21 protein-coding genes are annotated in these 26,129 nt (G+C 56.1%); 13 read left to right on the forward strand and 8 right to left on the reverse strand.

What is annotated here, in order from left to right:
• Nucleotides 1–381 precede the first annotated feature (381 nt).
• The 6 genes from AS031_RS19715 (at nucleotide 382) to galU (ending at nucleotide 5,874) form a co-directional block, all read left to right on the forward strand.
• Nucleotides 382–939 (forward strand): hypothetical protein, encoded by a 558-nt coding sequence (locus tag AS031_RS19715; RefSeq protein ID WP_141688724.1) that lies wholly within the window; start codon nucleotides 382–384, stop codon nucleotides 937–939.
• Nucleotides 936–1,214, forward strand: a complete 279-nt coding sequence (locus AS031_RS01120) for a PqqD family protein (RefSeq protein WP_058266313.1) — start codon at nucleotides 936–938, stop codon at nucleotides 1,212–1,214. Before AS031_RS19715 ends, AS031_RS01120 begins: the two co-directional genes overlap by 4 nt.
• A 20-nt stretch (nucleotides 1,215–1,234) precedes the next feature.
• Nucleotides 1,235–2,494, forward strand: coding sequence for an ATP-binding protein (locus tag AS031_RS01125; RefSeq protein WP_176716488.1), 1,260 nt, complete (start codon nucleotides 1,235–1,237; stop codon nucleotides 2,492–2,494).
• Nucleotides 2,451–3,989 carry a tyrosine-protein kinase domain-containing protein gene (locus AS031_RS01130; RefSeq protein ID WP_058266314.1) on the forward strand — a complete coding sequence of 513 codons (1,539 nt, stop codon included), beginning with the start codon at nucleotides 2,451–2,453 and terminating at the stop codon, nucleotides 3,987–3,989. Before AS031_RS01125 ends, AS031_RS01130 begins: the two co-directional genes overlap by 44 nt.
• Before the next feature lie 8 nt (nucleotides 3,990–3,997).
• A complete protein-coding gene (locus AS031_RS01135) occupies nucleotides 3,998–4,903 on the forward strand; it encodes a nucleotidyltransferase family protein (RefSeq protein WP_058266315.1) in 906 nt (301 codons plus the stop codon).
• An 80-nt stretch (nucleotides 4,904–4,983) separates the two neighbouring features.
• The gene (gene galU, locus AS031_RS01140) at nucleotides 4,984–5,874 is read left to right on the forward strand and encodes a UTP--glucose-1-phosphate uridylyltransferase GalU (protein ID WP_058266316.1); all 891 of its coding nucleotides are present in this window, start codon (nucleotides 4,984–4,986) and stop codon (nucleotides 5,872–5,874) included.
• 15 nt (nucleotides 5,875–5,889) lie between these two features.
• On the opposite strand, the gene AS031_RS01145 is transcribed toward galU, so the two are convergent.
• The 5 genes from AS031_RS01145 to AS031_RS01165 all read right to left on the reverse strand — a co-directional run bounded on the left by AS031_RS01145 (nucleotide 5,890) and on the right by AS031_RS01165 (nucleotide 12,062).
• Nucleotides 5,890–6,291 carry a VanZ family protein gene (locus AS031_RS01145; protein ID WP_228379532.1) on the reverse strand — a complete coding sequence of 134 codons (402 nt, stop codon included), beginning with the start codon at nucleotides 6,289–6,291 and terminating at the stop codon, nucleotides 5,890–5,892.
• Nucleotides 6,292–6,449: 158 nt separating this feature from the next.
• The gene (locus AS031_RS01150) at nucleotides 6,450–7,049 is read right to left on the reverse strand and encodes an LPXTG cell wall anchor domain-containing protein (protein ID WP_058266318.1); all 600 of its coding nucleotides are present in this window, start codon (nucleotides 7,047–7,049) and stop codon (nucleotides 6,450–6,452) included.
• A gap of 175 nt (nucleotides 7,050–7,224) precedes the next feature.
• A complete protein-coding gene (locus AS031_RS01155; protein ID WP_228379533.1) occupies nucleotides 7,225–9,057 on the reverse strand; it encodes a DUF4012 domain-containing protein in 1,833 nt (610 codons plus the stop codon).
• A 76-nt stretch (nucleotides 9,058–9,133) separates the two neighbouring features.
• Nucleotides 9,134–10,567 (reverse strand): sugar transferase, encoded by a 1,434-nt coding sequence (locus AS031_RS01160; RefSeq protein WP_058266319.1) that lies wholly within the window; start codon nucleotides 10,565–10,567, stop codon nucleotides 9,134–9,136.
• Between the two features lie 34 nt (nucleotides 10,568–10,601).
• On the reverse strand, nucleotides 10,602–12,062 hold the full coding sequence (locus AS031_RS01165) for a tyrosine-protein kinase domain-containing protein (protein ID WP_074446898.1): 1,461 nt from the start codon (nucleotides 12,060–12,062) through the stop codon (nucleotides 10,602–10,604).
• Nucleotides 12,063–12,538: 476 nt separating this feature from the next.
• Between AS031_RS01165 and AS031_RS01170 the strand changes: the two genes are divergently transcribed.
• The 7 genes from AS031_RS01170 (at nucleotide 12,539) to AS031_RS19725 (ending at nucleotide 20,943) form a co-directional block, all read left to right on the forward strand.
• The gene (locus AS031_RS01170) at nucleotides 12,539–13,693 is read left to right on the forward strand and encodes an acylneuraminate cytidylyltransferase (RefSeq protein ID WP_228379534.1); all 1,155 of its coding nucleotides are present in this window, start codon (nucleotides 12,539–12,541) and stop codon (nucleotides 13,691–13,693) included.
• A complete protein-coding gene (locus AS031_RS01175; protein WP_058266320.1) occupies nucleotides 13,694–14,569 on the forward strand; it encodes an N-acetylneuraminate synthase family protein in 876 nt (291 codons plus the stop codon).
• A gap of 25 nt (nucleotides 14,570–14,594) precedes the next feature.
• A complete protein-coding gene (locus AS031_RS19365) occupies nucleotides 14,595–15,896 on the forward strand; it encodes a capsular polysaccharide export protein, LipB/KpsS family (RefSeq protein ID WP_158505817.1) in 1,302 nt (433 codons plus the stop codon).
• Complete coding sequence (locus tag AS031_RS19370; protein WP_074446900.1) at nucleotides 15,893–17,086, forward strand: polysaccharide pyruvyl transferase family protein; 1,194 nt, start codon at nucleotides 15,893–15,895, stop codon at nucleotides 17,084–17,086. Before AS031_RS19365 ends, AS031_RS19370 begins: the two co-directional genes overlap by 4 nt.
• A gap of 29 nt (nucleotides 17,087–17,115) precedes the next feature.
• Nucleotides 17,116–18,306 carry a polysaccharide biosynthesis protein gene (locus AS031_RS19720; protein ID WP_141688726.1) on the forward strand — a complete coding sequence of 397 codons (1,191 nt, stop codon included), beginning with the start codon at nucleotides 17,116–17,118 and terminating at the stop codon, nucleotides 18,304–18,306.
• A 29-nt stretch (nucleotides 18,307–18,335) separates the two neighbouring features.
• Entirely contained in the window at nucleotides 18,336–19,616 is a 1,281-nt protein-coding gene (locus tag AS031_RS19375) for a polysaccharide pyruvyl transferase family protein (RefSeq protein WP_158505818.1), read from the forward strand.
• A gap of 301 nt (nucleotides 19,617–19,917) precedes the next feature.
• On the forward strand, nucleotides 19,918–20,943 hold the full coding sequence (locus tag AS031_RS19725; protein ID WP_158505819.1) for a hypothetical protein: 1,026 nt from the start codon (nucleotides 19,918–19,920) through the stop codon (nucleotides 20,941–20,943).
• A gap of 76 nt (nucleotides 20,944–21,019) precedes the next feature.
• Here the strand turns inward: AS031_RS19725 and AS031_RS19730 are convergent, their stop codons facing one another.
• The 3 genes from AS031_RS19730 to AS031_RS19740 form a co-directional block, all read right to left on the reverse strand.
• Nucleotides 21,020–21,841 (reverse strand): hypothetical protein, encoded by an 822-nt coding sequence (locus AS031_RS19730; RefSeq protein WP_141688728.1) that lies wholly within the window; start codon nucleotides 21,839–21,841, stop codon nucleotides 21,020–21,022.
• A gap of 152 nt (nucleotides 21,842–21,993) precedes the next feature.
• A complete protein-coding gene (locus AS031_RS01180; protein WP_058266321.1) occupies nucleotides 21,994–23,115 on the reverse strand; it encodes a glycosyltransferase in 1,122 nt (373 codons plus the stop codon).
• Nucleotides 23,116–23,919: 804 nt separating this feature from the next.
• Entirely contained in the window at nucleotides 23,920–25,446 is a 1,527-nt protein-coding gene (locus tag AS031_RS19740) for a hypothetical protein (protein ID WP_141688729.1), read from the reverse strand.
• Nucleotides 25,447–26,129 lie beyond the last annotated feature (683 nt).

Genomic DNA, 26,129 nt, shown 5'->3' on the forward strand with positions numbered 1-26,129 from the left:
CATGGCGGCTGCTCTCTCACCATGGACGCATGGCCTCATACAAGACTCAACCCCAGGCGCTCGAACACCGGTGCCAGTGCTGCGGCGAGCTGACTGACACCGTTTTTTGCGGCGACTGCGAAGGGCATACCGAGTCGTAAGGTTCAAACAGGGCGCTGCAAATCTGGCTCCCAAGTGCCCTTGATGGCCAGATCACGAGCATTCCTGCAGGTGAAACCGCTTTCATGTTGAGTGGATCTTGACGCAACCTTGCGGTTGGTTTGCCGAAATCTTTAGAGGCGTTCGCCACAGTTAGGAGCAGCCGGAGGCTTCCGGCTTCATCGCGCCGGCCCAGCGGCCGGCAACGCCGAGATCAACTGTGGGGGCACATTGACTGAGATTTTGAACGACGAGCTCGACACCAATGAGGACGGTTTCAGCCGCCGCCGAGTGGTCAAGGGTGTTGCCTGGACTCTGCCGGTTCTGGTCACCGCTGTTGGCGCACCGCCCGCCTCGGCCTCGCCGGGGCCATCCGTAACACTCGAATTCGACGCGTCCGTTGCCCGAACAAAGTCAATTACGCAATCGGGCAACAATGGGCAGGGAAACGCGAGAAACGGTGTCATCCCCGCGAAGCTGATCGTGAACAACGCTTCCGGCTCAATCAGTGGGTCGATCATCATCACGGCCACTGACTCGACTCCTGCCAAGTCATGGATTGGACCAAAAAGTCTCGGAGCCAATGGCTCGGCCTCCCTCGGCCCAACCACCACTTGGGGTCCGCTTCGCACGTCGACCAGAACGTTCACGCTGACCGGAGGAACGTCCGCCGAGTATCCCATAACGTTCCAGTACAACGACGAGGGTACCCAACAGGCTGGAGTCTTTTCGTACTTGGTCACAGTTCAAGTCGGGACGACTGCCTTGGCCTCTGCGAGCCTACAGATGACTATCGCATGATCTGGAATCACTGTTCGGACGTGGCACAGGTCCGCGCACAACACCGAGGCCGCGTTGCCTTGCTCCACCTAGATGAGATTCAGCCCGTGGTGCTCGAGGGTCCGGCGGCGGCCATCTGGGACCTGATTGACGGGCAGCGGACTGAGCAGGACATCCTGGCCGAGCTGGAGGCCGCCTTCGATGACGTCCTGGGCGAGATGCAGGCGCAGGCCGAGCTCTTCCTGGCCAGCCTCGAGGCCCGGCGCCTGATCGAACCCGCGCACAGCACGCTGTAGCTGCGGGATGCGGGGGAACCATGACAAGCACAGGTGTTGCCCGGCAGCCTGACGGGCTTTGTGGGCTGACCGGCGGCGAGGACATGCTGGCCCTGGACATCCTGGGGGTGCAGTTCACCGTGCGCTGGGGAGACGGCGTGACGGCGGCGCAGCGGGACGGCATGAGACTGGCCTGGTCCCGGTGCGCCGGGCTGCAGGAACCGGTCCCATCACTGCCGAGAGAAGATCTTGCTTCAGGGTTCACTGCGGCGGTCGCCTTCCGGACCCCAACGGACGACGGCGGGGTGTTCACGCTGCGGGCCACCTCCTTTGAGGAGCTGGCTGAGGGCCTGACATCCCGGCTGACGCTGACCGCCATCCTCGCGAATGCGGGCAGCCTGACCATGCTGCATGCCTGCGGCGTTGCCGACCCGGAGACGGGGGCGGTGGTGGCCCTCGTGGCCAAATCGGGCACGGGGAAAACCACGGCGTCGTCGGTCCTGGCACGGCGGTACGGGTACGTCACGGATGAGACAGTAGCCATCCGGCCGGACGGGTCCGTTCTTCCGTATCCCAAACCCCTGTCCATCAAGCAGGCACCCGGCCTCCCCAAACAGCAGGTGGGACCGGACGCCCTGGGCCTGCTGGAAGCCCCGGCCCAGCTCCAGCTCCGGTCCATCGTCCTGCTGGACCGCGTGGAGAGTGCGGAGCCGGTGGTCCCAGTCCTAAGCAAGGTCCCGCTGGCCGACGCCGTCCTGGCACTGATCCCGGATTCCTCATCGCAGGCGGCCCTTGCCCAGCCGCTCCAATCGCTCTGCCGGCTGATCGACGCCACCGGGGGAGTGTGGCAGGTGACCTACACCGAAGCCACAGACCTGCCAGCGGCCCTGGAACCGCTGTTCCACGCCACTCTGGTCCCGAAACCAGAATGGCGGCCCGTAGCGCAGGAGAACGCCCCTAACGGGGGTATCCCGGAGGGTACGGTCCGCCGGGCAAGCTGCACGGACGCGGTAACCATCGGTGACGACCTGCTGCTGGTGCTCGAGGGCGCCGTAGTCCGCCTCGGCGGCATCGGCCCGGTCCTCTGGGCAGCGGCGGGCAAGCCCGCCAGCCTTGTCGAACTCACTCAAGCCGTCCGTGACGTCCACGGAGCTCCCCAAGGCCACGAGGCCGCCGTCGTACGTGCTGTGGAGCAGCTCACCGCCGCGGGGATCCTGCAACGCTCCGGCAACCGAAAACTTTGGAAGGAACCACCCAATGAGCACTGCAGCCGCGCCCGAGCAGGCGCCGACCGGCCTTGACCTGGCTGACTACCTGGGCATCTTCCGGACGTACTGGAAGGCGATCGTGTCCCTCACCCTGCTGGCCACCCTGGCGGCCATGGGGTGGACCGTCCTGCAGCCCAAGATCTATTCGTCCGATTCCAGCGGTATTGTGACTACGCCCGGCTCGGACAACGTCAGCCTGTCGCTGGCCGGTGACAGCCTGGCGAAGGCCAAGGTGAAGAACTACGAGTCGGTGGCCAAGTCGCGGCTGGTGGCGGACCGGGTCATCGCCGCGCTGGGCCTGGATACGTCCGTGGACGCCCTGCTGGGAAGCATCAGCGTGAAGGTGCCGCTGGACACTGCCGAGATCCGGGTGACGGCAGAGTCCAGTGATCCGGCCACGGCCCAGCGGGTGGCCGATGCGTGGGTGAACGGGCTCGCGGCGCAGGTGGAGGCCATCGAGACAGCCGCTCCGGCTGATGCCGCGGCAGGAACGGCTGGCACCCCCACAGCGGTCCGGGTCCTGCCGTTGGGCAAGGCCGTGCTGCCGACCAATCCCACGTCCCCCAACACGAAACTGAACCTGGCGCTGGGCGCCCTGGTGGGCCTGGCCCTGGGTGTGGCGTACGCCGTGGTCCGCCGGCACCTGGACCGGCGCATCCGCAGGGCCTCGGACGTGGAGCGGCTCTTTGGGGTTCCTGTGATCGGCACGCTTCCGGTGGACCACCGCCTGGACGGGAAGAGCACGGTGCTGGATTCGGGGATCTCGTCGCAGGTCCACGACGCCGGGGGAGCGATGGCGGAGGCCCTCCGTGAGCTGCGCACCAACCTTAGCTTCCTGGACGTGGACCAGCCGCCGCGGATCATCGTGGTCACCAGCTCGGTGCAGTCGGAGGGCAAGTCTACGGTGACGGCGAACCTGGCCGTCACCATGGCCGCCGCGGGGGAGAACGTGGTGGTGGTCGACGGCGACCTCCGCCGGCCCACGCTGGTGGACGTCTTCAACCTGGTCCCCGGAGCCGGGGTCACCGATGTGCTCACCGGCAGCGTCCAGCTGGCTGACGTCCTGCAGCCGTGGGGTGCGCTGCCCAACCTGGCGGTGCTGGGGTCCGGGCGGATCCCGCCGAACCCCAGCGAGCTGCTGGGCTCCAACGCCATGAAGAACATGCTGGAGGCACTGGCAGAGGACGCCATTGTGCTCATTGATGCTCCGCCGCTGTTGCCGGTGACGGATGCCGCCGTGCTGTCCCGGGTGGCGGACGGCGCTGTGGTGGTGATCAGGGCCGGCAGGACCACCCAGGATCAGGTGGGCCAGTCGCTGGGGAACCTGGACAAGGTCCGGGGGAGGGTTCTCGGCTCTGTGCTGAACTACGTTCCCACCCGGGGCGCCGATGCCTACACCTACTACGGGACGTACAGGTCTTCTGTGGGCACGGCAGACGCTCCGGAGGTTCAGCCGAGTGTGCCGGCCGGCCCGGCTTTTGACGGCACTGTGGAGGCGGTCCTGAGCGGCCGCCGCGCGCGGGTGTAGGCAGCGTCATGGGGGAGAGCGCGGGGGAAGCGGGCCTGAGTGTCGCCGAGGGCGTCCTCCTGGGTCATGCCCTGGTGGCACGGGTGGCGGAGGACCTTGGCGTGCGGGTCTTCTTCATCAAAGGCCCGGCCAGCGTGCAGCTGGGGTTGCGGAAACCCAAGATCTCCAACGACGTCGATGTCTTCGTGGCACCTGCTGACCTGGAACTGCTGCTGGATGGACTGCGGGAGCGTGGGTGGCGGGCCCGGCCGGTGGACCCGGATGGTAGGGCCTTTCCCAAACACTCTGTGACGGTGGATCATCCCGACTGGCCGTGCTGCATCGATGTCCATTACCGGTTCCCCGGAATGGAGAAGCATGCCGGTGAATGCTTTGAGCTGATGTGGGTGCACACCCAAGAGCTGTTACTCACCGGGCAACAGGTGCGCGTTCCAACAAAGGCACTGGGTATTGTCATTTTGGTGTTGCACGCGCTACGTGCGCCACACCTCGCGGAAAGCCGTCAGGAGCTCGACTACATCACTGCTATGGTCCAGCAGGAACAGCTTGAATCCGAAGTTTTAGACCTATCGACGCGTGCAGGTGCCCTAGCGGCTATGCGTCCCTATCTGGAATCTGTTGTGCCTGGAGAAGAAGCACCTGTATGGCCTGCTCCGTCAACGGAATGGCGAAATCGAGTTTTGGCACGGGAACCGGGAAGCGCTCGGTTGCTGGCCTTGGTGCAGGCTCCGTGGCCGGCTAAGCCAGGGATGCTGTGGCGGTCTGTTGCTCCCAAAAGTGAGACGTTCCTGGGCGGTGACATCTATGCTGACGTTTCATTTTCCGGCCGGCTGGGGCTGCACCGGGCGCGGTGGTCCCGCTTCCTGAAGGCTCTTCCGCAGATCATCAAAGACTTCAGTCATTACCGTGCTTGAGCTGCCATGCGCCGGTTGATCGTGCCGAAATTCAGCTCTTTCGATTGTCTTTAAGGGCCTAGAATTTGTAGGGTTCAGCTATGACTATGGGGAGAGCCATTACCAAAGCCGTCATTCCTGCTGCCGGACTGGGAACTCGCTTCCTGCCCGCCACCAAGGCAATGCCGAAGGAAATGTTGCCGGTGGTTGACCGTCCGGCCATCCAGTACGTCGTTGAGGAAGCCGTTGACGCTGGCCTCACAGACCTGCTGATGATCACTGGCCGCAATAAGCGTGCGCTGGAAGACCACTTCGACCGTGAACCGGGTCTGGAGAGCACCCTCGAAAAGAAGGGTGACACGGACCGTCTGCAGATGGTGGAGCACGCGTCCAACCTGGGACCGATCCACTACGTCCGCCAGGGGGAGGCCAAGGGCCTGGGCCACGCGGTGCTGTGCGCATCCCAGCATGTGGGGGATGAGCCTTTTGCGGTGCTGCTCGGCGATGACCTCATCGACGAGGCCGAGACGCTGCTGAGCACCATGATGGAGGTGCAGCAGAAGACGGGCGGTTCCGTGATCGCCCTGATCGAGGTTGATCCGTCCCAGATCAGTGCTTACGGCTGCGCAGACATCACCGCTGTGGAGGGCGAGGACTTTGTTCGCGTGAACAGCTTGGTGGAGAAGCCGGCCGTGGGCGAAGCGCCGTCCAACCTGGCAGTGATCGGACGCTATGTCCTGCACCCGTCCGTCTTTGGGGTTCTTGAGAACACCGAGCCGGGCCGCGGCGGAGAGATCCAGCTGACCGATGCCCTGCAGACCCTTGCAGCCAGCGAGGGCGAAGGCTCCGGCGTTTACGGGGTGGTCTTCAAGGGCCGCCGCTACGACACTGGTGACAAGCTCAGCTACCTGAAGGCGGTTATCACCCTCGCTTCCGAGCGGGTGGAGTTCGGCGAAGACTTGAAGACCTGGCTCAAGGGCTTCGTTAGTTAACTCCCGGAACCAGCCTTATCGGAGGTCCGCTGCCGCAAGGTCGCGGGCCTCCAGCCGCTTAATTGCAAGGAATGCCAGCCATGCCCCTGCCGCGGCCCCGGCGGTGTTTGTCGCAAGGTCCAGGGGGCTGGCAAAGCGATCGTGGAGGAACAGGAGCTGGCCGAGTTCGATGAAGTTGGAAACAAGGAAACCGAGGGCTATGATCTGCCAGCAGCGATTTTCCGGGAAGGAAAGGGCACTTACGAAGCCGAAGGGGATAAACAGCGCCACGTTGGCGGTTGCTTCCGCGAATTGATAGTGGAACCAACGGGGGATTCCGTGATGGTGGAGGAAGTTCAGCGTGTCGGCGAGCAGTCCTTGAACAGGCCGGTCGACGGGGGTTGGCCAGAAGGCTATGAGTGCGAGGGGGATCAGCATGGCGGCCAGGACACTTTGCCAGAGCCTCCGATTGCGAAGATTCTTCACGCGCTCCGTTCTCATGGTTCTACTTGATACCACACTGCCTTAAATGCAGGAGGTGGGTGGTCTCCGTTCTGGAGACCACCCACCTTCTTTGGTGTTATTGCTTGATGCCCTTAGGCAGCGGCTTCAGCCTTGGCGCGGCGGCGGACCACCACGACGGAGGTTGCGCCGGCTGCCAGTGCGCCTGCGCCCACCAGGGTCCAGAGGACCAGGCCGGAGTCGGCACCGGTGTTGGCCAGGCCTGAGCCGGAGCCAGTGTTGGCCAGCGGAGCGCTACCCGTGTTGGCCAGGGAAGCGGTTACGGTGACCGTGATAGGGCCGACAGTGACGCCGGATACGTCGCCGGTGGCGGTGAGGGAGTAGGTGCCGGCCTCGTTGATGGTGATCGGCAGCGAGAACCGGCCCTGGGCATCCGCTGTTGTCTTGAGGGTTTGGGCCTCGGTAACCACGCTGATTCGTGCTGCGACGGAGCGGCCGCCGGCGATGTTGGCACCGTTGGAGGCAGGTGCCTGGCCCGGCGTGACCCGAATGGTCAGCGATTCGCCTGCCAGGAAGCCCTGGCCGCGGAAGACGAAGGTTTCGCCCGGGCCAACGGTGCCGTCAGAAACTGCTGCCTGCGGCGGAAGTGCTGGGTAGGTTGCGGCCATGGCTGGCGCCGAGCCGATGAGTGCGATGGAACCTGCGAGCGCGAGTGCTGCGAGTGTTTTCTTCATGTGTGTCCCCCCGGAGACGTTAAGTTTTGATACCCGATTTTGGGAAAAGCCCCCTCCGCACGAGACCAAGTGCAGAACCACGGATAGATATCCCAGGAAAAATTTACCACCTGAGCGTCGTTGTGAGCAATCTCAATCCAGTCGGTTTACATAGAGTTAACCGGTCGTCCTGCCGTTAACTGCACGCAGCACTTTCTGTAGCAAGCGTCACGTCCTTGACAGGTTGGACTGAGGGCGTGACTGCTACGTTAGGCTCCGTGTGCTGCACGATTTTCCCGAACGTGAACTCCAGAATTTTACTTTCACCGGGGGCGAGCGTGACCGCATATACGCCAACTGGACGGTTGTCGTGAAAGTGAGGTGAGAAAGCTACACGCTGGCCGTCCTCATTCGTCGTTTCGATTACGGATTGAGCTGGTCCGTAAGCCACGACGTTTGTCTGGACCGATCCCGGGGAAACGCCGAAATGTCCACCACCTGTTACGTACGCAGGAAGGGAATGGGCGGCATCAGGAGGCGCGGTATTCGTGCTGACAACGCGTACGATTACTTGTTCGTACCCGTTCTTGGAACACTGCTTTGTAAGTTGCACGCTTCTTTTTACGTAGTAATCCATTTTAGCGCCGGTACCATCGTTGAAGTAAACGCCGAATTCAGCGCCAGAGACGCTAGGGCCGGTTATCGATCCGCTAATTTTGTATTTACGGATTTTCGATTGCTCGTTCGGGTCCGCTGACCACATAAGTACGCGTCGTTCCTCGACGCCCTGAGTGAGTCCCCTGATAAGTCCCTTAGCATCTGCTTTTCCGCCGGAAAGAGCGACAAATATCTCCCTGGCCACCCCAGCGAAGTACGCGTCTTGCAGCTTTGGTTGTGCAATCTCTTGGTAAACATCAGAAAGGAGTGTTTTAACTACGTTGTTACCAGTGAGTTGACTTGGGAGTCCCGGTGCTAGAAAGACGTCGGACTTTGAGGTGTCGACCGATACGGGACCGGTAGCTCGCAGAATGTAGCTCAGGACTACCGGGTCGATGGAGACTACACCCTGAACCTTCTGGCCGGTTTTTTCTTCCCACATGGCTTGAGCCGTCGACGCGGCGGTCGGAAAGTCGGGAGTTAGGTTTACATCCTGCATGTATTTACCGAGCCGAGCGGAATAAATCTGACGCTGTTCCGGGTCGAGGGGAAGAACAGGATCCATTACGCCCAGATCTCCCGCACTGCTCTGTGCTCCGAGAGAAAGTCTCCCTTGGTTGACAGTGAGAATTGCTAGCGCACCTGGTATCCCGCCCGAGGCTCTTGATTCTGCACTGTTCTGAATCATGAGGAGGTAACTGCGCTGTCCTTCGGTACCAAGTAGAGCAGGCAGGAGTTCCGACGCGTCAGCTGCCGTCTCGATTGTGCCGGAAACCGATCGCAACTCTTCCCGGGCAGAGGTTAGGGGTTGGGCGACTTCGGGCAGAAGCGTAGATGTGTCGATCGACTCAAGGCGCTCAGTGGAAGCACTCACTGCATAGGCCGCGTTGCCAACAACCGGAGCGGCACTACGAAGCGGCTCTAGATTTGTACCATCCTCGCTGGGAACGAAAGCTTCCCAATCCAAGGAATCATAGACATTGACTAACGGTAGGATGCCCAAGGATGCGATGTCGTCCGCGGATCGGGCCAGTTCAGCCAGTGCGCTGAAATTGGGGCCCAGACCAGGAAGAGTCGAAGCAAAAGTCCAAATTGGGTCTTCCGACGCATCTCGCGCGTCAATGGTGGAATTCTGAAGTTTATTGGCTGTGAGCACTGCACTTTGCTTATCGTTGGCTGCGACCTGTTTCCTAAGCTGTGCAACCAGATCTGAAGCAGACTCAAGTGATGAAACAATTGTCGTAGCCCTGTATGCAAGCCAAACAGAACCTAATAGCAATACTGTAATTACGAGCGTGCCCCAAAGGACGGCTTTTCGTAGCAGGCGCTTGCGCTTTGTAGGATCCGCTACCTTCGAAGGGGGTTGGCTCACTGATACTGTCCTGTCGGTAGAGCTACTTGAATCCGGCGCGAAGTCGGCATCCTGCGGAAGTGGTTGAGGTCTATGCCTAGTAGGCACCGGTACTGCTGAAGACTGCACGGACTGTGCGCAAGAGTATGACTAAGTCTGCGGCGAGAGACCAGTTTTCTACGTAGTAGAGATCTAATCTGACGGAGTCTTGCCATGACAAATTAGATCGTCCGCTCACTTGCCACAAACCAGTCAGCCCGGGCTTCACTAGGAGACGGCGGCGGACGTCGTTTTCGTAAGTCTCTACTTCCTGGGGTAAAGGAGGCCGCGGGCCGACAAGACTCATCGAGCCGCCAAGAATATTGAAGAGCTGCGGCAACTCATCCAGGCTGAGCCGGCGAAGTATCTTTCCTACGCGAGTCACCCGAGGATCATTCTTCATTTTGAAAAGAACTTCGTTACCTTCATTCCGGCTCGCCAGTTCGGGAAGAAGGCGCTCAGCATCCGTAATCATCGTTCGGAACTTCAACATTTTGAAATGCCTTCCTTCCATGCCTACGCGATTCTGCCGGAACAGTATTGGGCCGGTGCTATCTAGCTTGATCAACAGTCCCAATACGACCATCAAAGGAAAAGTGACGGTTATCAGGAGCCCTGAAACGACTATGTCGAACATCCTCTTGGCAACGCGTTGACCACCCTCGAGAGTCGGAGTGGTCACGTGGATGAGCGGTAGTCCAGCCACTTGCTGAGTGTGTATGCGGGGACCAGCAATATCCGTCAGTGCCGGCGCCATGATAAGTGCGACGTTTTTTGCTGCCAACTCCCAGCCGAGGTGTCGGAGTGTCTGTGGGTGCAACTGGACGCCCGCCGAGACCGCGACAGCATCTGCGTTGGTCTGGTCAATTGCGTCAAGAATAGATGGCACTTCAGCGGCGTGACCAACAACGGGGAGTTCAATGATTTTCTCCGACGTTCCTATCGATACCCCCGGTGTGTACGCAGCGATCGGGAGGTAACCCGCGTGTGGCGCCTCGAAAAGGGTACGTGCAAGATGTGCTACCGCACTGGGGCCGCCCAAAAGCAGTAGCCGCGAAACCCGATCGCCGCGGAGACGGTCTACGTTCAGGTGCTGACGGAGAAGCCACCTAGCGAGAAGGAGGCCCGTTAGACCGACTGGAAGCGCAAAACCCACGTACCCCCGGGCGGTATCCACGCGTAGAACGTAAGAGAAAATGGCAATAAGACCAAAGAGCCACAGAGAGGCGGCTGCCACACGCTTGTACTCGTCAGGACCCGACCCTAAAACCCTACTCTGACGGCTGTTCCAGGCTCCGAGCATAAGCCACCAAGCGACAATTAAGCCGATGGAAAACGCACCATAGGCCACATCGTTCCCTAAAACGGCAAAGTTCGGCTCTAAACCGAAACGCACAATGTACGCGCCTATCACTGCCCAACAAACCACAAATGCGTCGACAGCGCCCAATAAACGGGAAGTACGCACACGCCAGTCGCCGCTGTCCCCCATAACGGTGATACCTCTCTCGGCCGTAAAAACTTAGTTAGTCATTATTGATGTGGTTGCGGCTAGCTACTGCCACAGGGCGTCGAGGAAGGCGTTCATCGTTTGTTTCATGCGACCCGTTGGTGTGCTTTCTCACCGTGTCAACGTCCGATTCGTAGTCTTGATAGGCGTAGGCATACGCATCGGGTCCCCTTGCGGGAACCATATTCAGCACGACGCCAAGCAAACTGGCCGAGACCATTTCAAGAGATGCAAGTGATTTTTCGACGTCGGGAATCTTGACTCGGGAAGACCCGACCACGAGCACAACACCACCGACTTGTTGTGCCAGGACAGCTGCGTCTGTCACCGGGAGCAGCGGCGGAGCATCAATAATTACAGCATCGAACGCCTGTTCCAGCCTGCGGATTAGGATGTTCATCGCCTCAGATCCGAGAAGTTCGCTAGGATTCGGCGGGATTCGCCCGGAGGTGAGTACTTGAAGATCATCTTCGCCCCAGCTTTGAAGCAAATCGCTAAGATCCGCCGTACCGATTAGGGCGGTTGTCAAACCGGCAGTGCGATCTAAGCCCAAATAGTCATTCACCCTGGGGCGTCGCAAGTCTGCGTCTACCAAAGCGACACTTTGCCCCGATTGAGCGAGGGCAATGGCGAGATTTGTCGCTGTTGTTGTTTTTCCTTCTCCAGGTAGTGAAGAAGTGACCAAAATGGCTTTGGAATCAGAATTTACGTTTGCAAACTGCAGATTCGTTCGAATTTGCCTAAAGGATTCCGCTCTGGAGCCCTGCGGCGGTGCTTGGGTGAGCAGCGGCTTCTTGGTTGCATCGTTGTCAAAGGAAATCCCCCCAAGGATTGGGGCGTCCGTAACGCGCCTCAGCTCTGACTCGCCCCTAAGCTTAGTGTCAAGGAGCGTACGAAGTACCGCTGCCGCAACACCCGCGGCGATGCCAACTGCTGCACCCAGTACAAGGTTCAGTTTTGTGTTAGGTGTTGCTGGAGTACTTGGAGCTGTTGCGGGAGTCACGACGGAGAGCTTTATTGGAGAGGATCCACCCTGTGCAGGGCTTTCAAGTTGGCCAACAGTCGTAACCAAGCTAGTGCCGACAGCCTGTGCAATCGCCGCCGCCTGTACGGGAGATGTGTCCTCCGCTGTGATTGTCACAATCACAGTATTGAGGTCCGAAGTTGCCTCGATTTTACTTCGCAGAGTAGCTGGCGTCATCTGGAGTCCAAGACTATCGATAGCAGGCTGCAAAACTGCTGGCGTACTGACGGTTTCAACATAGGAACGAACGCGCGACTGGCTGAAGGTGTTGCCCTGCTGCAGCTCCGAAACCGAACCTGAACCCTGGATAGCAACAAAGAGCTGAGTCTGCGCCTTGTAGGTCGGTTTCATCAAAAAGGATGCGGCGGCTGCGACGAGCACTCCTAGTAACAAAGAGGCCAGTATCAAGGTCCAGTTGCGGCGCAGGACGCGCAGGTAGTCGCTCAACTCCAAGGGAAATGAAACCTTTCTAGCTGCTTGTCCAAGGACCTATGTGTCTATTGAGCAAGATTGTATCGATGCGTGCATGCTGACTGAACGTATGTGGTTGGGCTGTGAAGTCGCCTTTTGTTCTCCAGACATGTTTGCAAGTCCAGGCGCGGCCAAGCATATCCGACCATGTATGCACGAGTACGAATCCTCCAGATGAGCTTAACGTGTCGTTCCATACCCGTTGGGACAAGTGGACCAAAATGCGAGCCAATTCCGAACGGTATGACTCATGCCAGCCCAGCCTAGAGGGCATCAGCGAAGGCGGCACGTTGGCGTGCCCTTGTTTGTGGCAAAATACACAAGCACGGGGCGAAAGTTACGGTTGATGTCATTAGTTGTTAAGGTGATCTCGTGACCCCGTTGGGAGTCTATGACAACATGTCCCTGGGTGCACGGACGCAAGAGAGTCTTGGGGGATGTAGGTTTTGTCAGCACGCGTGATCGCTGTGATTCCGGCGCGAGGTGGATCAAAGGGAGTTCCAGGAAAGAACTTGGCGCGGGTTGGGGGGATACCTCTAATTCAGCGTGCGGTGCTCTCGGCCGTCGACTCGGGTGCTGTCGACGACGTGTACGTGTCTACGGATGATCCGAGTATTGCCGCTGCCGCCCAACAAGCCGGCGCCAAGGTCATTGAGAGGCCTGAGGAGTTGGCCGGAGACACTGCAACTTCCGAGGCTGCCCTACTGCATGCACTCAACGCACTTCAATCACTTGGTACTGTTCCGGAAGTTCTTGTTTTCATACAAGCCACTTCGCCTTTCATTGCGTCTTCGGACATAGCCAAGGCAGTCCATCGGGTGTTGTCGGGTGGCGAAGATGTGGTCTTTTCAGCGATCGAAACGCACGCGTTCTTGTGGGAGCAATCACCGGGCGGTGCAGTGGGCGTGAACCATGAACACAGTTACCGACCGCGGCGTCAGGACAGGACGCCCAACTACCAGGAGACCGGGGCATTCTATGTTATGAATGTGTCCGGGTTCATTCAGCGAGAGTTTCGATTTTTCGGGCATGTGGGGCTGCAGGTGGCGGAACACGAGACGGCGGCTCTGGAGATTGATAACCCGTCGCAGCTCGAGATTGCGCGAGAATGCGCGCACATATTTGATAACGACCGGCATCGGTTCGATATTGATGCCTTGGTGATGGATTTCGATGGAGTTCACACCGATGACTTAGTGTCTGTCGATCAGACAGGACTTGAATCCGTGAGGGTTAGCAGGTCGGACGGCATGGGTGTCGAGATGCTGCGCAAAATCGGGTTGCCGATGCTCATTCTTTCCAAAGAAAAGAACCCAGTTGTTGCAGCGAGGGGTAAGAAGTTGCAAGTCGACGTCATCCAAGGCATCGATGACAAAGCAAAGTCCCTCACCGACTGGTGCAATCAGCAGGCCATCAGCCTTCACCGAGTCGCATATGTTGGAAACGACGTTAACGATATTCAGTGTCTTGAATTAGTAGGTTGGCCTGTTGTTGTGCCAAACTCACATCCCGCACTAGCGAAATATGCAAGAGTTCGGCTGCGCGCCCCGGGGGGACGCGGTGCGATCAGGGAAATATCAGAGTTAATACTTGCCAGCCGAAAGGAAAACTAAATGAGTAATTCAGTCAAAGTTGGAGAAAACCTGATTGGTGCCGATGCGCCAGTCTACGTAATTGCTGAAATTGGTCTGAACCACAATGGTGATGTGGAGCTTGCAAAAAAACTTATCGATGTAGCCGCTGAGTCCGGTGCACAGGCAGTCAAGTTCCAGAAGCGCACGCCGGCTATCGCTACACCCGAACATATGAAGGACGTTCCTCGGGAAACACCTTGGGGAACCATGAGCTACTTGGATTATCGCTACCGGGTTGAGTTTGAGACCGAGGAATACAGTGAGATCGCTACTTATTCCAAGGCTCGGGGTTTGGACTGGTTCGCCTCACCGTGGGATGAGCCGTCCGTTGACTTCTTGGAAGACATGGGAGTGGTTACTCACAAAGTCGCCTCCGCGTCCGTTACTGACCTGGGGATGTTGCGTAGGCTCCGTGAAACGGGAAAGCCCATTATTCTGTCTACTGGGATGTCAACTATTCAACAAATTGACACGGCAGTCGAAATTCTCGGAACCGAAAACCTTGTGATACTACATGCGACCTCGACCTATCCGCTCCCAGCCGAAGAAGCAAATCTTCGGACGATTCAGACGCTCAAGGACCGTTACAACGTCCCTGTAGGGTATTCGGGACATGAGCCGGGCCTCCAAATTTCAATTGCCGCGGTGGCTCTTGGTGCCGAAGCGCTAGAACGGCATATCACCCTTGATAGGGCTATGTGGGGCAGCGATCATGCAGCCTCACTTGAGCCGAAGGGATTCGCGGCCCTGGTGCGCGATACGCGGATAATTGAACAGGCGATGGGCGATGGAGTCAAACGAGTCTTCCCCGGTGAGCTGGCACCTTTGAGTAAGCTTCGCCGTGTCGATGGCTGAACGAGAGTCTGATTCAATTCCACCGGTGACGAAGGTTCTGTTCGTTGCGGTTGGAGAGGCAGAGGTTCCGGCTTTCGAAACGATCGCCAAGAGCCTGGGCGCTAACGGTATTGCGACCCGTTTGGTTACTTGGTTGCCTCGCCTAGCCACCAAATTCGCAGAGTCGCTCGAACGCATGTCGGGAAGGGTGTGCCCGCAGCATGATGTAGCTGACGTTCTCGCCGGAGGCGGTATCGCTGACATATCCATGGCTGCTGATTACGACAGGGATTGGCATTTCGCGGGTGTGGCGTCCAAAAGACGACATGTTTCGCGCGTCTATGCTGCGCTTGCGCAGGTATTCGACGAATTTCAGCCTGATCTAGTGGTGTCGTCTGTTGGTGGCGAAACAACCCGCATAATCAGTGACGCAATAGCGAGAAGTCGGGGAGTGCAGACTGCGTATTTCAACGCGGTGCCCATTCCAGGACGGTTCACAATTTTGCGTTCACTTGACGCTCCATTTGTACCGTACGAAGGGGCTGGCACGAGTTTTAAGCCTGCGGCTGAAGAGACGTTGGCTTCTCAGTGTTCAGGCGAACCTGGGAAAAATGGCCAAGCTCCACAGACATCGTCACCCCTTGAAGGGCTGCACCGGTTATGGGCGCAATCGGTAGGGCGAGAAAAGACCTACCCGATTACTTGGATTCCGCGAAAAGCAGTCGCCGTAATGAAGCAGGAATTGCTTCGGAGGACACCAACGAAGAGTGATGGCTTCCGAGCTGGGCACGTAAAGGTGCTTTATCCCCTTCACGATGAGCGAGACTTCCAAGTAGCAGTCCGTGAGAGGCATGCGATTCCCCAGGCCAGCCTGCTTTCCTACGTAAGCTCCGTGATACCTCCCGAGTATCAGTTGTATGTCAAACCCCATCCAGAGCATGCCTCGGCGCATCACACTCTTCTTTGGCGCAACTTGGCCAGTAGGCCGAACGTTACTTTTCTGGATGCCCGGACGCCAGCTTCGGAAGCCATCGAAAGCTGCGACATCGTATTTACCTTGGCATCGTCGCTGGGTTTTGAAGCCCTTCAAGCTGGGAAACCCGTGGTGTCGTACGGGCGTCCATTTTATGGAAATCGTGGTCTGACAACTGATGTAGCAGACCCGCGTGATATAGCCAAGGCGATCGAGGATACAGTCGGCACCAAACCAAGTTCCAGCGAAATCAGTCAACTTGTGACAACTATGAAATCGTGGTCCTGGGAAGGATCCTTCACCCCACTGGTGATGGACAGTCAGAATTTGCAGAAGCTTGCTGATGCAGTGCAGGAAGTAGTTACGCAGCTGTGAAAAAATTTGCAAGGCAAGCCCGCGTCTTGCTGCTTTCGGCCTTCGTCTTTTGTGCGGCGCAGTTACTTCGGTTGAACAAGTCGAAACGAGCATCGCGTACGAGGACGGCTCCGAGGACTCTGCTTATCGGAGCTTACGGCAATGGAAACTTTGGTGATGACATCATTGGTCAGGCAATTGCCCTTGGTGTGAAGTCGTACGGATCAGTACTGATTGCCGCCCGTCTTGAAGACGTCTCAAGGTTGAATGAAAATGTTGGCCGTACGGTTGTTGTCGGCGGCGGCTTACGCTCTCTCAGTAAAATATTGAAATTATCTCGTGAAACAGACATAGCGATTCTCGGCGGCGGTGGTCTCTTGGAAGGCCGGCGTACGGACGTGAATGTGCACAGACTGATTCTGGAGTACCTCGGAAAGCTAGCCGTCTGCGGGCTGAGGGGGCAACCGATAGCGATCCACGGGATCGGAGTCTCTCCCAACCTATACAGTAGCCAGGTCGTGAATACAGCGGTTCGATCGATGCTTCGCGCGGTTGACGTAGTAGCGGTGCGAGATCCGGCAAGCTATGAGACCGTAAGAGATTGCGGAGCGAAGCCGACCCTTATTCGTGATCCGGCCATAGTGCTTTTTGAAAGCTGGGCACCAACGATTAAAAAGGTGAAGTCAAGCGTTGGAGTCGTCTTGCTAGACCATCACCGCTGGCCGACCTTCAAGAAGGCGGACGCTCAAGCTGAATTAAATCGTCAAAATGAGCTAACTGAATTAGCGAGTCAGTTGATTAGCCAGGCTCGACAAGGAAAGCATATTTCGATTTTCAACTTTCATTGGAGCGATGTTGCCATGAGCAGGGATCTCCGCGACTTGTTTCTGACACAGGGGGGCGATGTAACGAAACTGGAAGTTGTTCCCTATCACCAGACCTCATCTGAGGTTCCTTTCAAGCTGCTCATGGCCTGCAACGAGGTATTGACGATGCGATTCCACCCAGCTCTCGCTGCCCTTACAAGTGGTGCGAAGGTTGACGTTATTGGGTCGTTGCAAAAGTTGGAACAATTGCGTTCTTCTACCGAAACCGAAGGTAAGACCTGGCAGTATCCATCGGAATATGCAGATCCCTTGGCCCAGCTGAGTTCGATATTTGGGCGACGCGACTCCAGTTCGGTCTTGAGGCCAGAGGACATCACCAGCTAGTAATGCGGCGCTCACGAACTAATCGGCTGGTGGCGGCCCTTGAAGCAGGACGCAGACCTGCTTATATCTCCCTGCTCCTGTCGGCGATGCTTGCCGGACTGACGGGGATCCGTTTCTTGGTTCTGGTAGGCAACATTCCTCCCGAAGAGTACGGCGTTCTCAACCTCTTCACCTTGTTGTCCACGCTGATGCCGCTGTTGATGAGTATCGGTTTACCCCTCCAGTATCAGCGTGTTGCACATTTTGATGGAGCGAAACGCATACCTTCTCTTCAGCGGACAAGCCTTTATGTGACGGGCATTGCAACACTGCCCAGCTTTTGTGTGGTCCTCCTAGTTAGCCGACCGATTACTGACGGGCAAAGCTGGTTCTGGGCCTGTGTCTACATAACGGTGATTTCTACGGCTACAGCGTTTTCTACGTTTAGTTCTCAAATTATGTTGGGATTAAATCTGAGGGCTTCCGCATCGCTCATCATGTTTCTTGTTAACAGCGGCGCAACAGTGGCGTTACTTCCCGCAATTCTTGGTGGCGTTCTTGAGGCCACGGGGATACTAGGGTGGTGGGCCTTCTTCAGTGTTATCTCTGCATTAGCTGCACGACGCCTAGTGCATCTTCAGAAAACAATGGGCCGACCGCGGATTCGCTCCGTTGTTTCCATACGTGAGGGCTTATTGAGTGTTCCGAGCCAAATCGGACCGTGGCTATTTATATTCGTTATTCGTTACTTGGTAGGTATAAATGCTGGCGTGGAAGCGATTGCCAATTACGCCATTGCATCAACGGTGGTAGATATGGCCTTTCTTGTGGCGGTGTCTCTTCTGAATTATTTTACGAATAAGGTTATGGCGGGAAAGCAGAGTCCAATGCGCGGGATGCTGTATTCGGTTCCGGCGTTCCTCGTCCTGGCCTTAGCGGCCTCAGTTGGCGTCGCCTGGATACTTCCTCTGATTGGCCAAGACGGCTACCATCTGGCTGTCGAAACATTGGTAATTCTAACGGCGGTTGGCGTAGTGAGAATCTATATTACTGCTTGGCGTTCACGAGCACTCGGAGAGAAGAAGATTCACGTTTCATCAGCCGCCTACAGTTTGGTAGTGGTCGGAACACTGATAGCCTTTTCGATTTGGCCAACCGATTCGCCCGAGATATATGCTTTGGTTACGCTTGGCGGATTCATCGCCGTGGCAGCGTCACAGCGCCTTAGTTTAAGGAACTAAAAATCATGCCGAGTCCCATAGAGAAACATATGGATACCCGCACAACTGACGGTCCTACGCCTAAAAGGATTGCGCTGGCTCGATTTCATGATGGTAAAGCGAAGGCCAACTGGGGTGGCCGTGGCACAAGCCTAGCCCTAGCCGGGCTTCTCGCGTCGCGGTCTAATACAGAACTTGTGCAGCCCATTAATGGTGAATTCATCACGGCCGGCTTTGGAGAATTTACGCGCGTTGACAAGCTGAAAGTACGGTGCCGATATGCGCCCAACTACGTGCGTAAGGCAAGGCCAGTAATGCCAACACGTCCGTTCCCGCGTGTCCTGGAGTACGCCGACCGTATCCTACTGACGAATCATCGGAATGCGCGGGCACAGTCAATTGTGGAGAGCATTTCGGAATGCGATGAGTTTTGGATGAACGGTGAAGGCGACTTCATCATGGGGTATTCCGGAACATTGTGGCGGTCTCTAATCATGATGGCTATCGCTCAACGTCTGGGGAAGCCTACAGTACTTGTGAACAGTATTCTTAGTGCACGCGGTGATGGTACTGCCGAGCCGTCGGTCATAGACGGAGTGGGGAGCGTGCTTGAGAAATGCAGCGCGATTATTTATCGCGATCCCGTAAGCCTCGAGTTGAGCCGGAAATGGTTTCCACAGTTATCAGCTAGCTGGCTACCGGACGCGCTTTTTGGGTGGTCTGAATGGAATAACGTCGTGGGGTCGAGCTATAGCCCCGACACCGAGGGACTCCCACTGAGTGTTCAATCCCTGTTGCGCGAAAGTGACAGAATCATCAGCATCTCTGGGTCTTCCGTGATGCGTGAATGGTCACAGCTGCGCGAGCAGCGGATTTCGTCCTTCGTTCAGAACTTGATTGCGAATCAGTTTCAACCGGTAATGGTTGCAACTTCTGACGAAGATGCATGGCTGGAGCGAGTTGCTGTAGCGAACCAAGTTCCATTTGTGCCTGCAAATGTGCCATTGAAATCGGGAATGCAGTTGCTCTCAGCGTCGCAGGCATTCGTAAGTGGGAGATACCATCCGTCTATATTGTCGGCGTGCGTGGGTACGCCGCTTGTGACATTCGGCTCCAACTCGCATAAGACGCTGTCATTGCTTCAGGTGCTCGGCAAGGATGATCCTGTGTGCTATCCAACGTTCGATGAACAGACGTCTGTTGAACTGTTGACCGATGCTACGCTGACTGCGGCCCGGAGTGCTTCGGACTACCGGGATGAGCTGCAGGGTCAAGCGCGTCGTTGTGCAGCGATCCTACGGCAGGGACTCGAGAGCACAGTCTTGTTCTGACAATCAGAGTTGTTGCTTCGTTAACTTTCGCGACACCAAACAACGGTTTGCCATCAGTTGGGCTAACAAACGGATGAGGAATAGTATGCAGCAGTCCAGGCTCGAGTCGGGCAGACGTCGCTATTGGGTGGCGTTTTGGGTTGCCATGTTATTCGTAATAGGAAGCTCTTTTCAGCGGTTTCCCATCACTGTAGGAAGTGCAAATCTCTACATTCCACACTTGATAGCGATAGCTTTTTTCCCAGTCTTTCTTCATAATGACAGGGTGGCTTCAGGGGTGCGGACGGTTTCATTGTGCTTTATGGCCATTGCCGCCGTCTCTATTTTGCCGTCTATGACGCTAACATCACCTGATGTTCGATTGTCATTTCTTCTCCAAATTGTTCTGAACGCTTTCACTATGGTCGTAGCACTGAGCGTATTCAGGCAGTTACCTCTTTCTGCTCTTCGTCGTCTTACCGTTGTTGTTTCTTGGACTCTGCTCACGGCGTCGTTAGTACAACTTGTCCTGGTCCCAGGTCTTAATCCCCGCGGTGAAACCACTTTCGGCCTCCCGCATCCGATTCTATTCTTTAATGAGGAGACCTGGCTGGCAATGTTTGCAAGCCTTCTGTGTGCCGCATCCTTAGGGGTGGGTGCAAGGAGAACGGGTTTGTTTTTGGCTATTTTGGTTTTTTTCATAGGTACTCGATCGGCAATGATCGTCTGCGGCTGTGCCATGCTGATGAGTTTCGAGTCTATCGCGGAACGTAAATGGATTCGTGTTCTATGCATTGCAGTCCCCGCTGCATTTTCTGCCTGGTTTGTATTCGATGCCGTGTTTGCAACGGGCGATAGAATCTATAATGATTCGCTTGACACTAGGACAGGGGACATTTCAGCTGTTCGGCAAGCGAATAACGATCACTTTCTCCCCTTCGGGGGCGATGTTCTATCGGTTTTCGATTTCTCTCGGTCTCGTCAGGTTCCTTCGACCAGCAACGTTCAGGGCTTCGAGTTGTACTGGAAGTTCGGTCTAGGCGGCTTGCTCATCGTCGCAACTTTTGCATTTCTTGTTGCATGGCTCTTGCCTAAAACGGTGCTCAAAGATCCTTCGGTTCCCGTTTGGCCAATATGGGTATCTCTCATGATCTGGCCTGCAATGCTGCAGTTTAATAATGCTTTTGGATTCTCATGGATGTGGATTTTGTTGGCGCTGTGTTTGGCCTGTATGGGAACATTGAACAGCGAGAATGGTGGCAGTGGTGGACTTCGATCCAGGATGTCATCGTTCGAAGCTTCGAACCGGGTTAGATCTTCGCGGTCTACAAGTCGCCGTTACAGATAAGTACGAAAAACTTCCGCCTCTTTTTCCCGTAGCCGACTTAGTGGGAACTGGCGTTGAACCCATAGTTTGCGGAGGATCAGTCAGATATCGAAAGCAATGCCCGCCGCCAACTTTGATCTGTTAAATCACGGTAACGCGTGAAGTGTTCCCCCGCCGTGCCTCTGTGATCCAGCGTGTATTCGATGGCAGAAATTGTGTCTCTCGGTGATCTTTTGTCGTCAATTATTGAAGGGCTGTTTAGGCCGAGGAGGTCTTCGCCAAACGACGTTCGAGGTGTAACGGTTAGCGTCCCGTTCTCCAGGGCCCGAATCGCTATGCCGCTTTGAAAGTATAGATCGTAGGGGAGTAATACACACCACGCCGCGGCCAAGATGGCGTCAAGGTCGTCTTCCGCGACGAACTTATCGCTAACAGTCCAGCCCGGAATTCCATCGGGCCACCCACGCCCTAAAATTTGTGCTCGAATTCCCTTCGCTCTCAAATGCGGGCCTATGGCGGCGAGTATCTCAAGATTACGCTCCGGCTTGTACTGACCCGCGACGACTACAAGGGGCTCCGGTGATTTCTCCCCCATATTTTGGGCTGTTTTGATGGGATGAAGTGCCTTGGTGATCGTATGCTTGGGCAACAGCCGCTCTGTTGCCCGAAGAGCATCGTCCGAGTGAACCATGATCAGCGGGGAGACTCGCTTTGCGTTTTTGGAGGCCCAATGGGTTGAGATCGCATCAAAACCCACCTGTCGTCTTAGTGGAATTGGATCATGGATCAAAACGACGTTACGCGCTTGTTCGGACTCCCATAGTCGGGCTTCGAGCAGACCAAGGCTGGGCCAGATTTGCAAGTTGGGATGAACGTCGTTCCGCAGCTCGGAGACATTGTAAATGGCATCGCGTAGCATGCGTGCCTTCCCTAGGACACCCGTCCTGCCCTCCACTATTCTGGCAGGCAGTTTATGACTCTTTACACTTGTACGTTGGAAGGTGTCTGAGAGTTCCGTCTCGTAGTGAGCGAGGGTCCGTCCCAAGGGATTAGAGAATGAAATTTCGAAGCTCACTTGGGCATCGTCTCTTTGGCCTGCAAAACTAGGCGCAAAAGACTCTGTTCATACAGCGCGCAGACAGCCTCCCAAGTGTAGTGTTCGCGCGCACGTGCCATTGCCCGAGAGCTTAGCTCATCCTGCTTCATGGGGTCCGAGATTAGTCGGCTGACATTATCGATGATGTCCGTGGGTGAAGGGCTTGTAAATATTCCTGCATCTTCCAAAACCTCACGGTTGTAGATGGTGTCGCGTGCTACAACGGGCGCCCCGACGGCCATAGCCTGAACCAAAGCGGGATTCGTACCTCCAACGCTATGTCCGTGGAAATATACTCCTGCGTGCTGCCATAGTGAGAGTAGACGGGCGTCATTACTGACATGGCCCAGCCAGTGAATTTTGGGATTGTCGGACGCCAAATCGCTGACGCGTTCCTCAAGTTCACCTCCGTACCCGGACGACCCAACGATAACGACGTCATGGTCTATGGCAAGCCGTTCTGCTGCGGCCATAAATTCGGGCACAGTGTTCTCAGGAACGAATCTGGCCACCATTAGAACATACTTGCGGGGCTCAAGCCCTGGTTCAATTGGAAGTAAGGGCGATCCTTCTCCGCCGTAGGGAATGAAGTCGCCATCTACTCCAAACTCTTTTGCCCAACGTTGGCCGATTGCTTCGGCATCGTAGACCATGCGAGTACCGAATTTGGAAGTCATTTTAGCGCCTAGGCGGAAAACCAACTTGGCTACTCGACCCCACTTATCACGGTCCCATTCGATGCCATCTACGTTGACGAGCGTCGGAATGCCGCGCGCCCAGAGTATCGGTAGCCAGTATCCGTTCGCCACATTCATCACAAGAGCGACATCTGGTTTTCGCCATGCAGCGTCAAGACAAGCCGTGAGTCCATATGTCAGCGTGCTCAGCGAAACTGTCTCTAAACCGTTTGTTAGTCGGCTCTTCACCCGAGTGTCGCGGGAGGAATCGTCGTCTCGGGTTGCTCCCTTACGCCCGTAGACCGTCACATCCCAGCCTTCATCAGCCAAAAATGGGGCAAGCTTTCGGACGGCAGTTTCGAAGCCCCCGTAGTAGCTTGGATATCCTCTTGTTCCGATGATGGCTACGGAAGGTTTCACTACGATGTCCTCTCATCCAGGGCGCTTGAGCAACGCATCGGTCATTACTTCCGTCAACTGGACTCAGATCGGAGGCAAAAAATGCGCGCCGTTCGGTTCTTCAGGCCGCAGCGGCGAAGCTGAACGAGTACAGAGATAGGTCACTATGACAAATGGCTCGACGATTACGCCGGAGGACAGTTTATCTACAATCTGACTTCAATCCCAATCGCCCGTATCGCAATGAGACACAGCTCGCGGTCGAAAGATTCGGCTCAAGCTCGACCTGCCGGATCGGGCGATCCGCTGTTAGCTCAATAAGAAATCCTAGCAAGGGTAAGCCACAGTTGGAGTGGTGCCGGCCGTCGGAGGAGAGTGTCGAATATCTATGAACTAATGGAACTTTCGGTTCCGTCTATTTCCGGTCATCCGGTGCTAGTTGGCAGCAGTGATCCATATGCATGAATCAAGACCGCTTCCAGCAATCAACAACCGCCGCCACGAAGAATCGAGGCGCCCAACGACGGAAGATTGGCATTAGATAGTCTGGAGGACAGGCGCCTGACGGCCGCACGACTCCTAGGTCGAATATAGTGATTGTGTGAAACTTATTGCAGTTATCAGGGGTGCGAGCACTGTAACGGTTGAAGTAGAGGCTGAGCCATCCGCCGAGGCTTGGACGGAGCTCATGAACCTAATCCCGGACCACTACGAGCTCCTCTATGTCGGCGCCAAAGCGGACTATCTGGTTAATTTGCACTCGATTTAGACTGCCAGCTTGCTCCAGTGTTGATCACTGCCAGCGCGCGGCAATTACTGCCTAGTCTAATGCGGCGGTAGAACATCATTTCCCACCAGTAGGCTGCCGGATCCGTTATCCACAATGGTGCTGGGCGTCACGCAATTTTTTACGTACGTGTTTTTCGCCGTTGCGGAAATCATGGGCGCCTGGAAAAAATTGCAGTTTATAAATCGAAAATTGTCTGCATTTATTTTGAGAGTTGATGCTGAAGTGAAGCTGCAATTTACAAACAGAAAGTCGTGTGCGTTATAATCGGCGGTTGGAAGGTTGATGATATTGCCGTGGAAATCGCAGTCTTCAAATCGAACGTTTCGGATTTCGCCCGCCATCCGGTTTGTTGCCGGGGCAATCACTACGTCCCCGTCGAACTCGCAGGATTTGAACTTGATATCCTCCCATAGCATCCGAACTGCACCTGTTGGCAGCATAAAAGTCACGGAACGTTTATAAGTTCCGGTAGGCGAGACGCCGAATCTCCCATTCCTAAATCTAATGTTACTGACGGTGTAGCTCGTTGGCGCAGGTTCCGAATGGAATTCCAGTGTGCCCGATGATGGATCAAACCCGCTAGCAACGCGGAGTCGCAACCCATCCACATCAATGTCCTGGCATCCGTAGTTGATCCATAGCCCCGATCCTCTTGTCACGGCGTCTATATTTCTTAGCCTTATGTTCTTAGAGTACCCCAGAATATGAATAGCAGTTTCAACGTCGCGCATCACCCAATTTGCAACAAGAGCTCCGTCTAACTGTGAGAGTTCGATGGCTCGGTTGTTACACTTTTCAACGTAACCGTTCGTTAGCCGCCAGTTCTTGTCTTGATTGGCTAGGGGTGCCCTGGGGCTTTGCCGCGCATTGGTGACTGCAACGCGCGTGTCTTTCACTGTCACGCCATCCACAACCAAGTTTCGTGTTGCGGCGTTGAATTGCTCGGGCCGGCGATTTCCCCAAGCCCAAATAGAACCCCCGCCAATTGTCTCGTTGTTTGTTACGATTGTTGCACCTTTCAGGGCCGCGGTTCCATCATCCGTCATTGCACCCGTTTGAAACATCAATAGGCCGGAAGGGTTAGGCGTTGTAGATTTGTCAAGTTCCACCGTGAAACCGTCTAGTACATTAAATGTTGTATTCGCGGGTAAGAGAAATAGAACTTCCATATTCTGCAGGCCTGTGACTGTTGTATTCTGGCGGGCAACGATGAAGTGCTGTGCGCCTCCTTCTACCACATTGGTGCCCCCTCGAGCTGCGATGTCCGCGAATAGTTTCTGGAAATAGGCTGTTTGCTGTCCGGGTGGCAGGGAGGCGACGGCGGGGTCAATCTTCCAAGCTTTCAGCCCCAGTGTTGCGGTCAAAGTTTCGACCGAAGAATCAGTAATGGCCTGCGTAGTTGAAGACAAGTCCGAAGCAGCTGCGGGTGTGACGCCGAACGCCGCGATAGCTGTGACGCCACTTATCGACGTCAGCAGTGATCCAAATCGTAGAAGGCCTCGACGCCCAAGGGACCTTTGGTCTTCTGCGGCACTGCTTTGGTTTGTCGAATCGATTTTCATGCCTACTCGCTGGGTGTTGTACGAATTTCCATAAATAATGGTGCGATGGGATGAACCCTCAAGTAGGGTCCTCCTCCTCTCCTCATGAACCGTATTTTGTTTGTTTCGTTGAGACCACAGTGGTGTCTACCTAAAAGAACTCTTGATTCGCTACTTGGTTATCGGCAGTACTCGGAGCGCGCACTCTGAGGGCCAGGGGAGTACCGGCAGTGATTGTTGGCTCGTGTCAATCCGCTCGGGCGTCCGCATAGCCGGGCTGACTCATTTGGATGTGCATATCAGCCCGTTTGGAAGGGTATTTTGGGAATGTGAGTGGCCGGAAACCACTAACAATTCGAAGTGCAGAGAACCTAAGAGGCCCGCGAGCGCGGCCCGTCCGCAGATGCAACTTTTGGAGGATTGGCTAGTCCTTGGAGTATTGACTCATGACGCTGGTCAGATCGCCACAGCCCGTATGTGGTTCCTATCTTGGTGGCACGAGGTTGTGGCAGGCAAAGGGCGTAGTCCTGACACGTCTCTGATATTCGTTCTTAGCAACCCTTCGAATTTCCTCTTATCCTTCCCGTTAGAGGCGTAGACGCGTCTCCTCGCAGTGAACCTGAAAAGCTATAGTCGTCAACATGCCGTATGTTGACATCAACCCCCATAAAAGTCGACCCAAATGGGTGGGCTTCACAGTGCTT

The sequence above is a fragment of the Pseudarthrobacter enclensis genome (genome assembly GCF_001457025.1).
GTDB classification, from domain to species: Bacteria; Actinomycetota; Actinomycetes; order Actinomycetales; family Micrococcaceae; genus Arthrobacter; species Arthrobacter enclensis.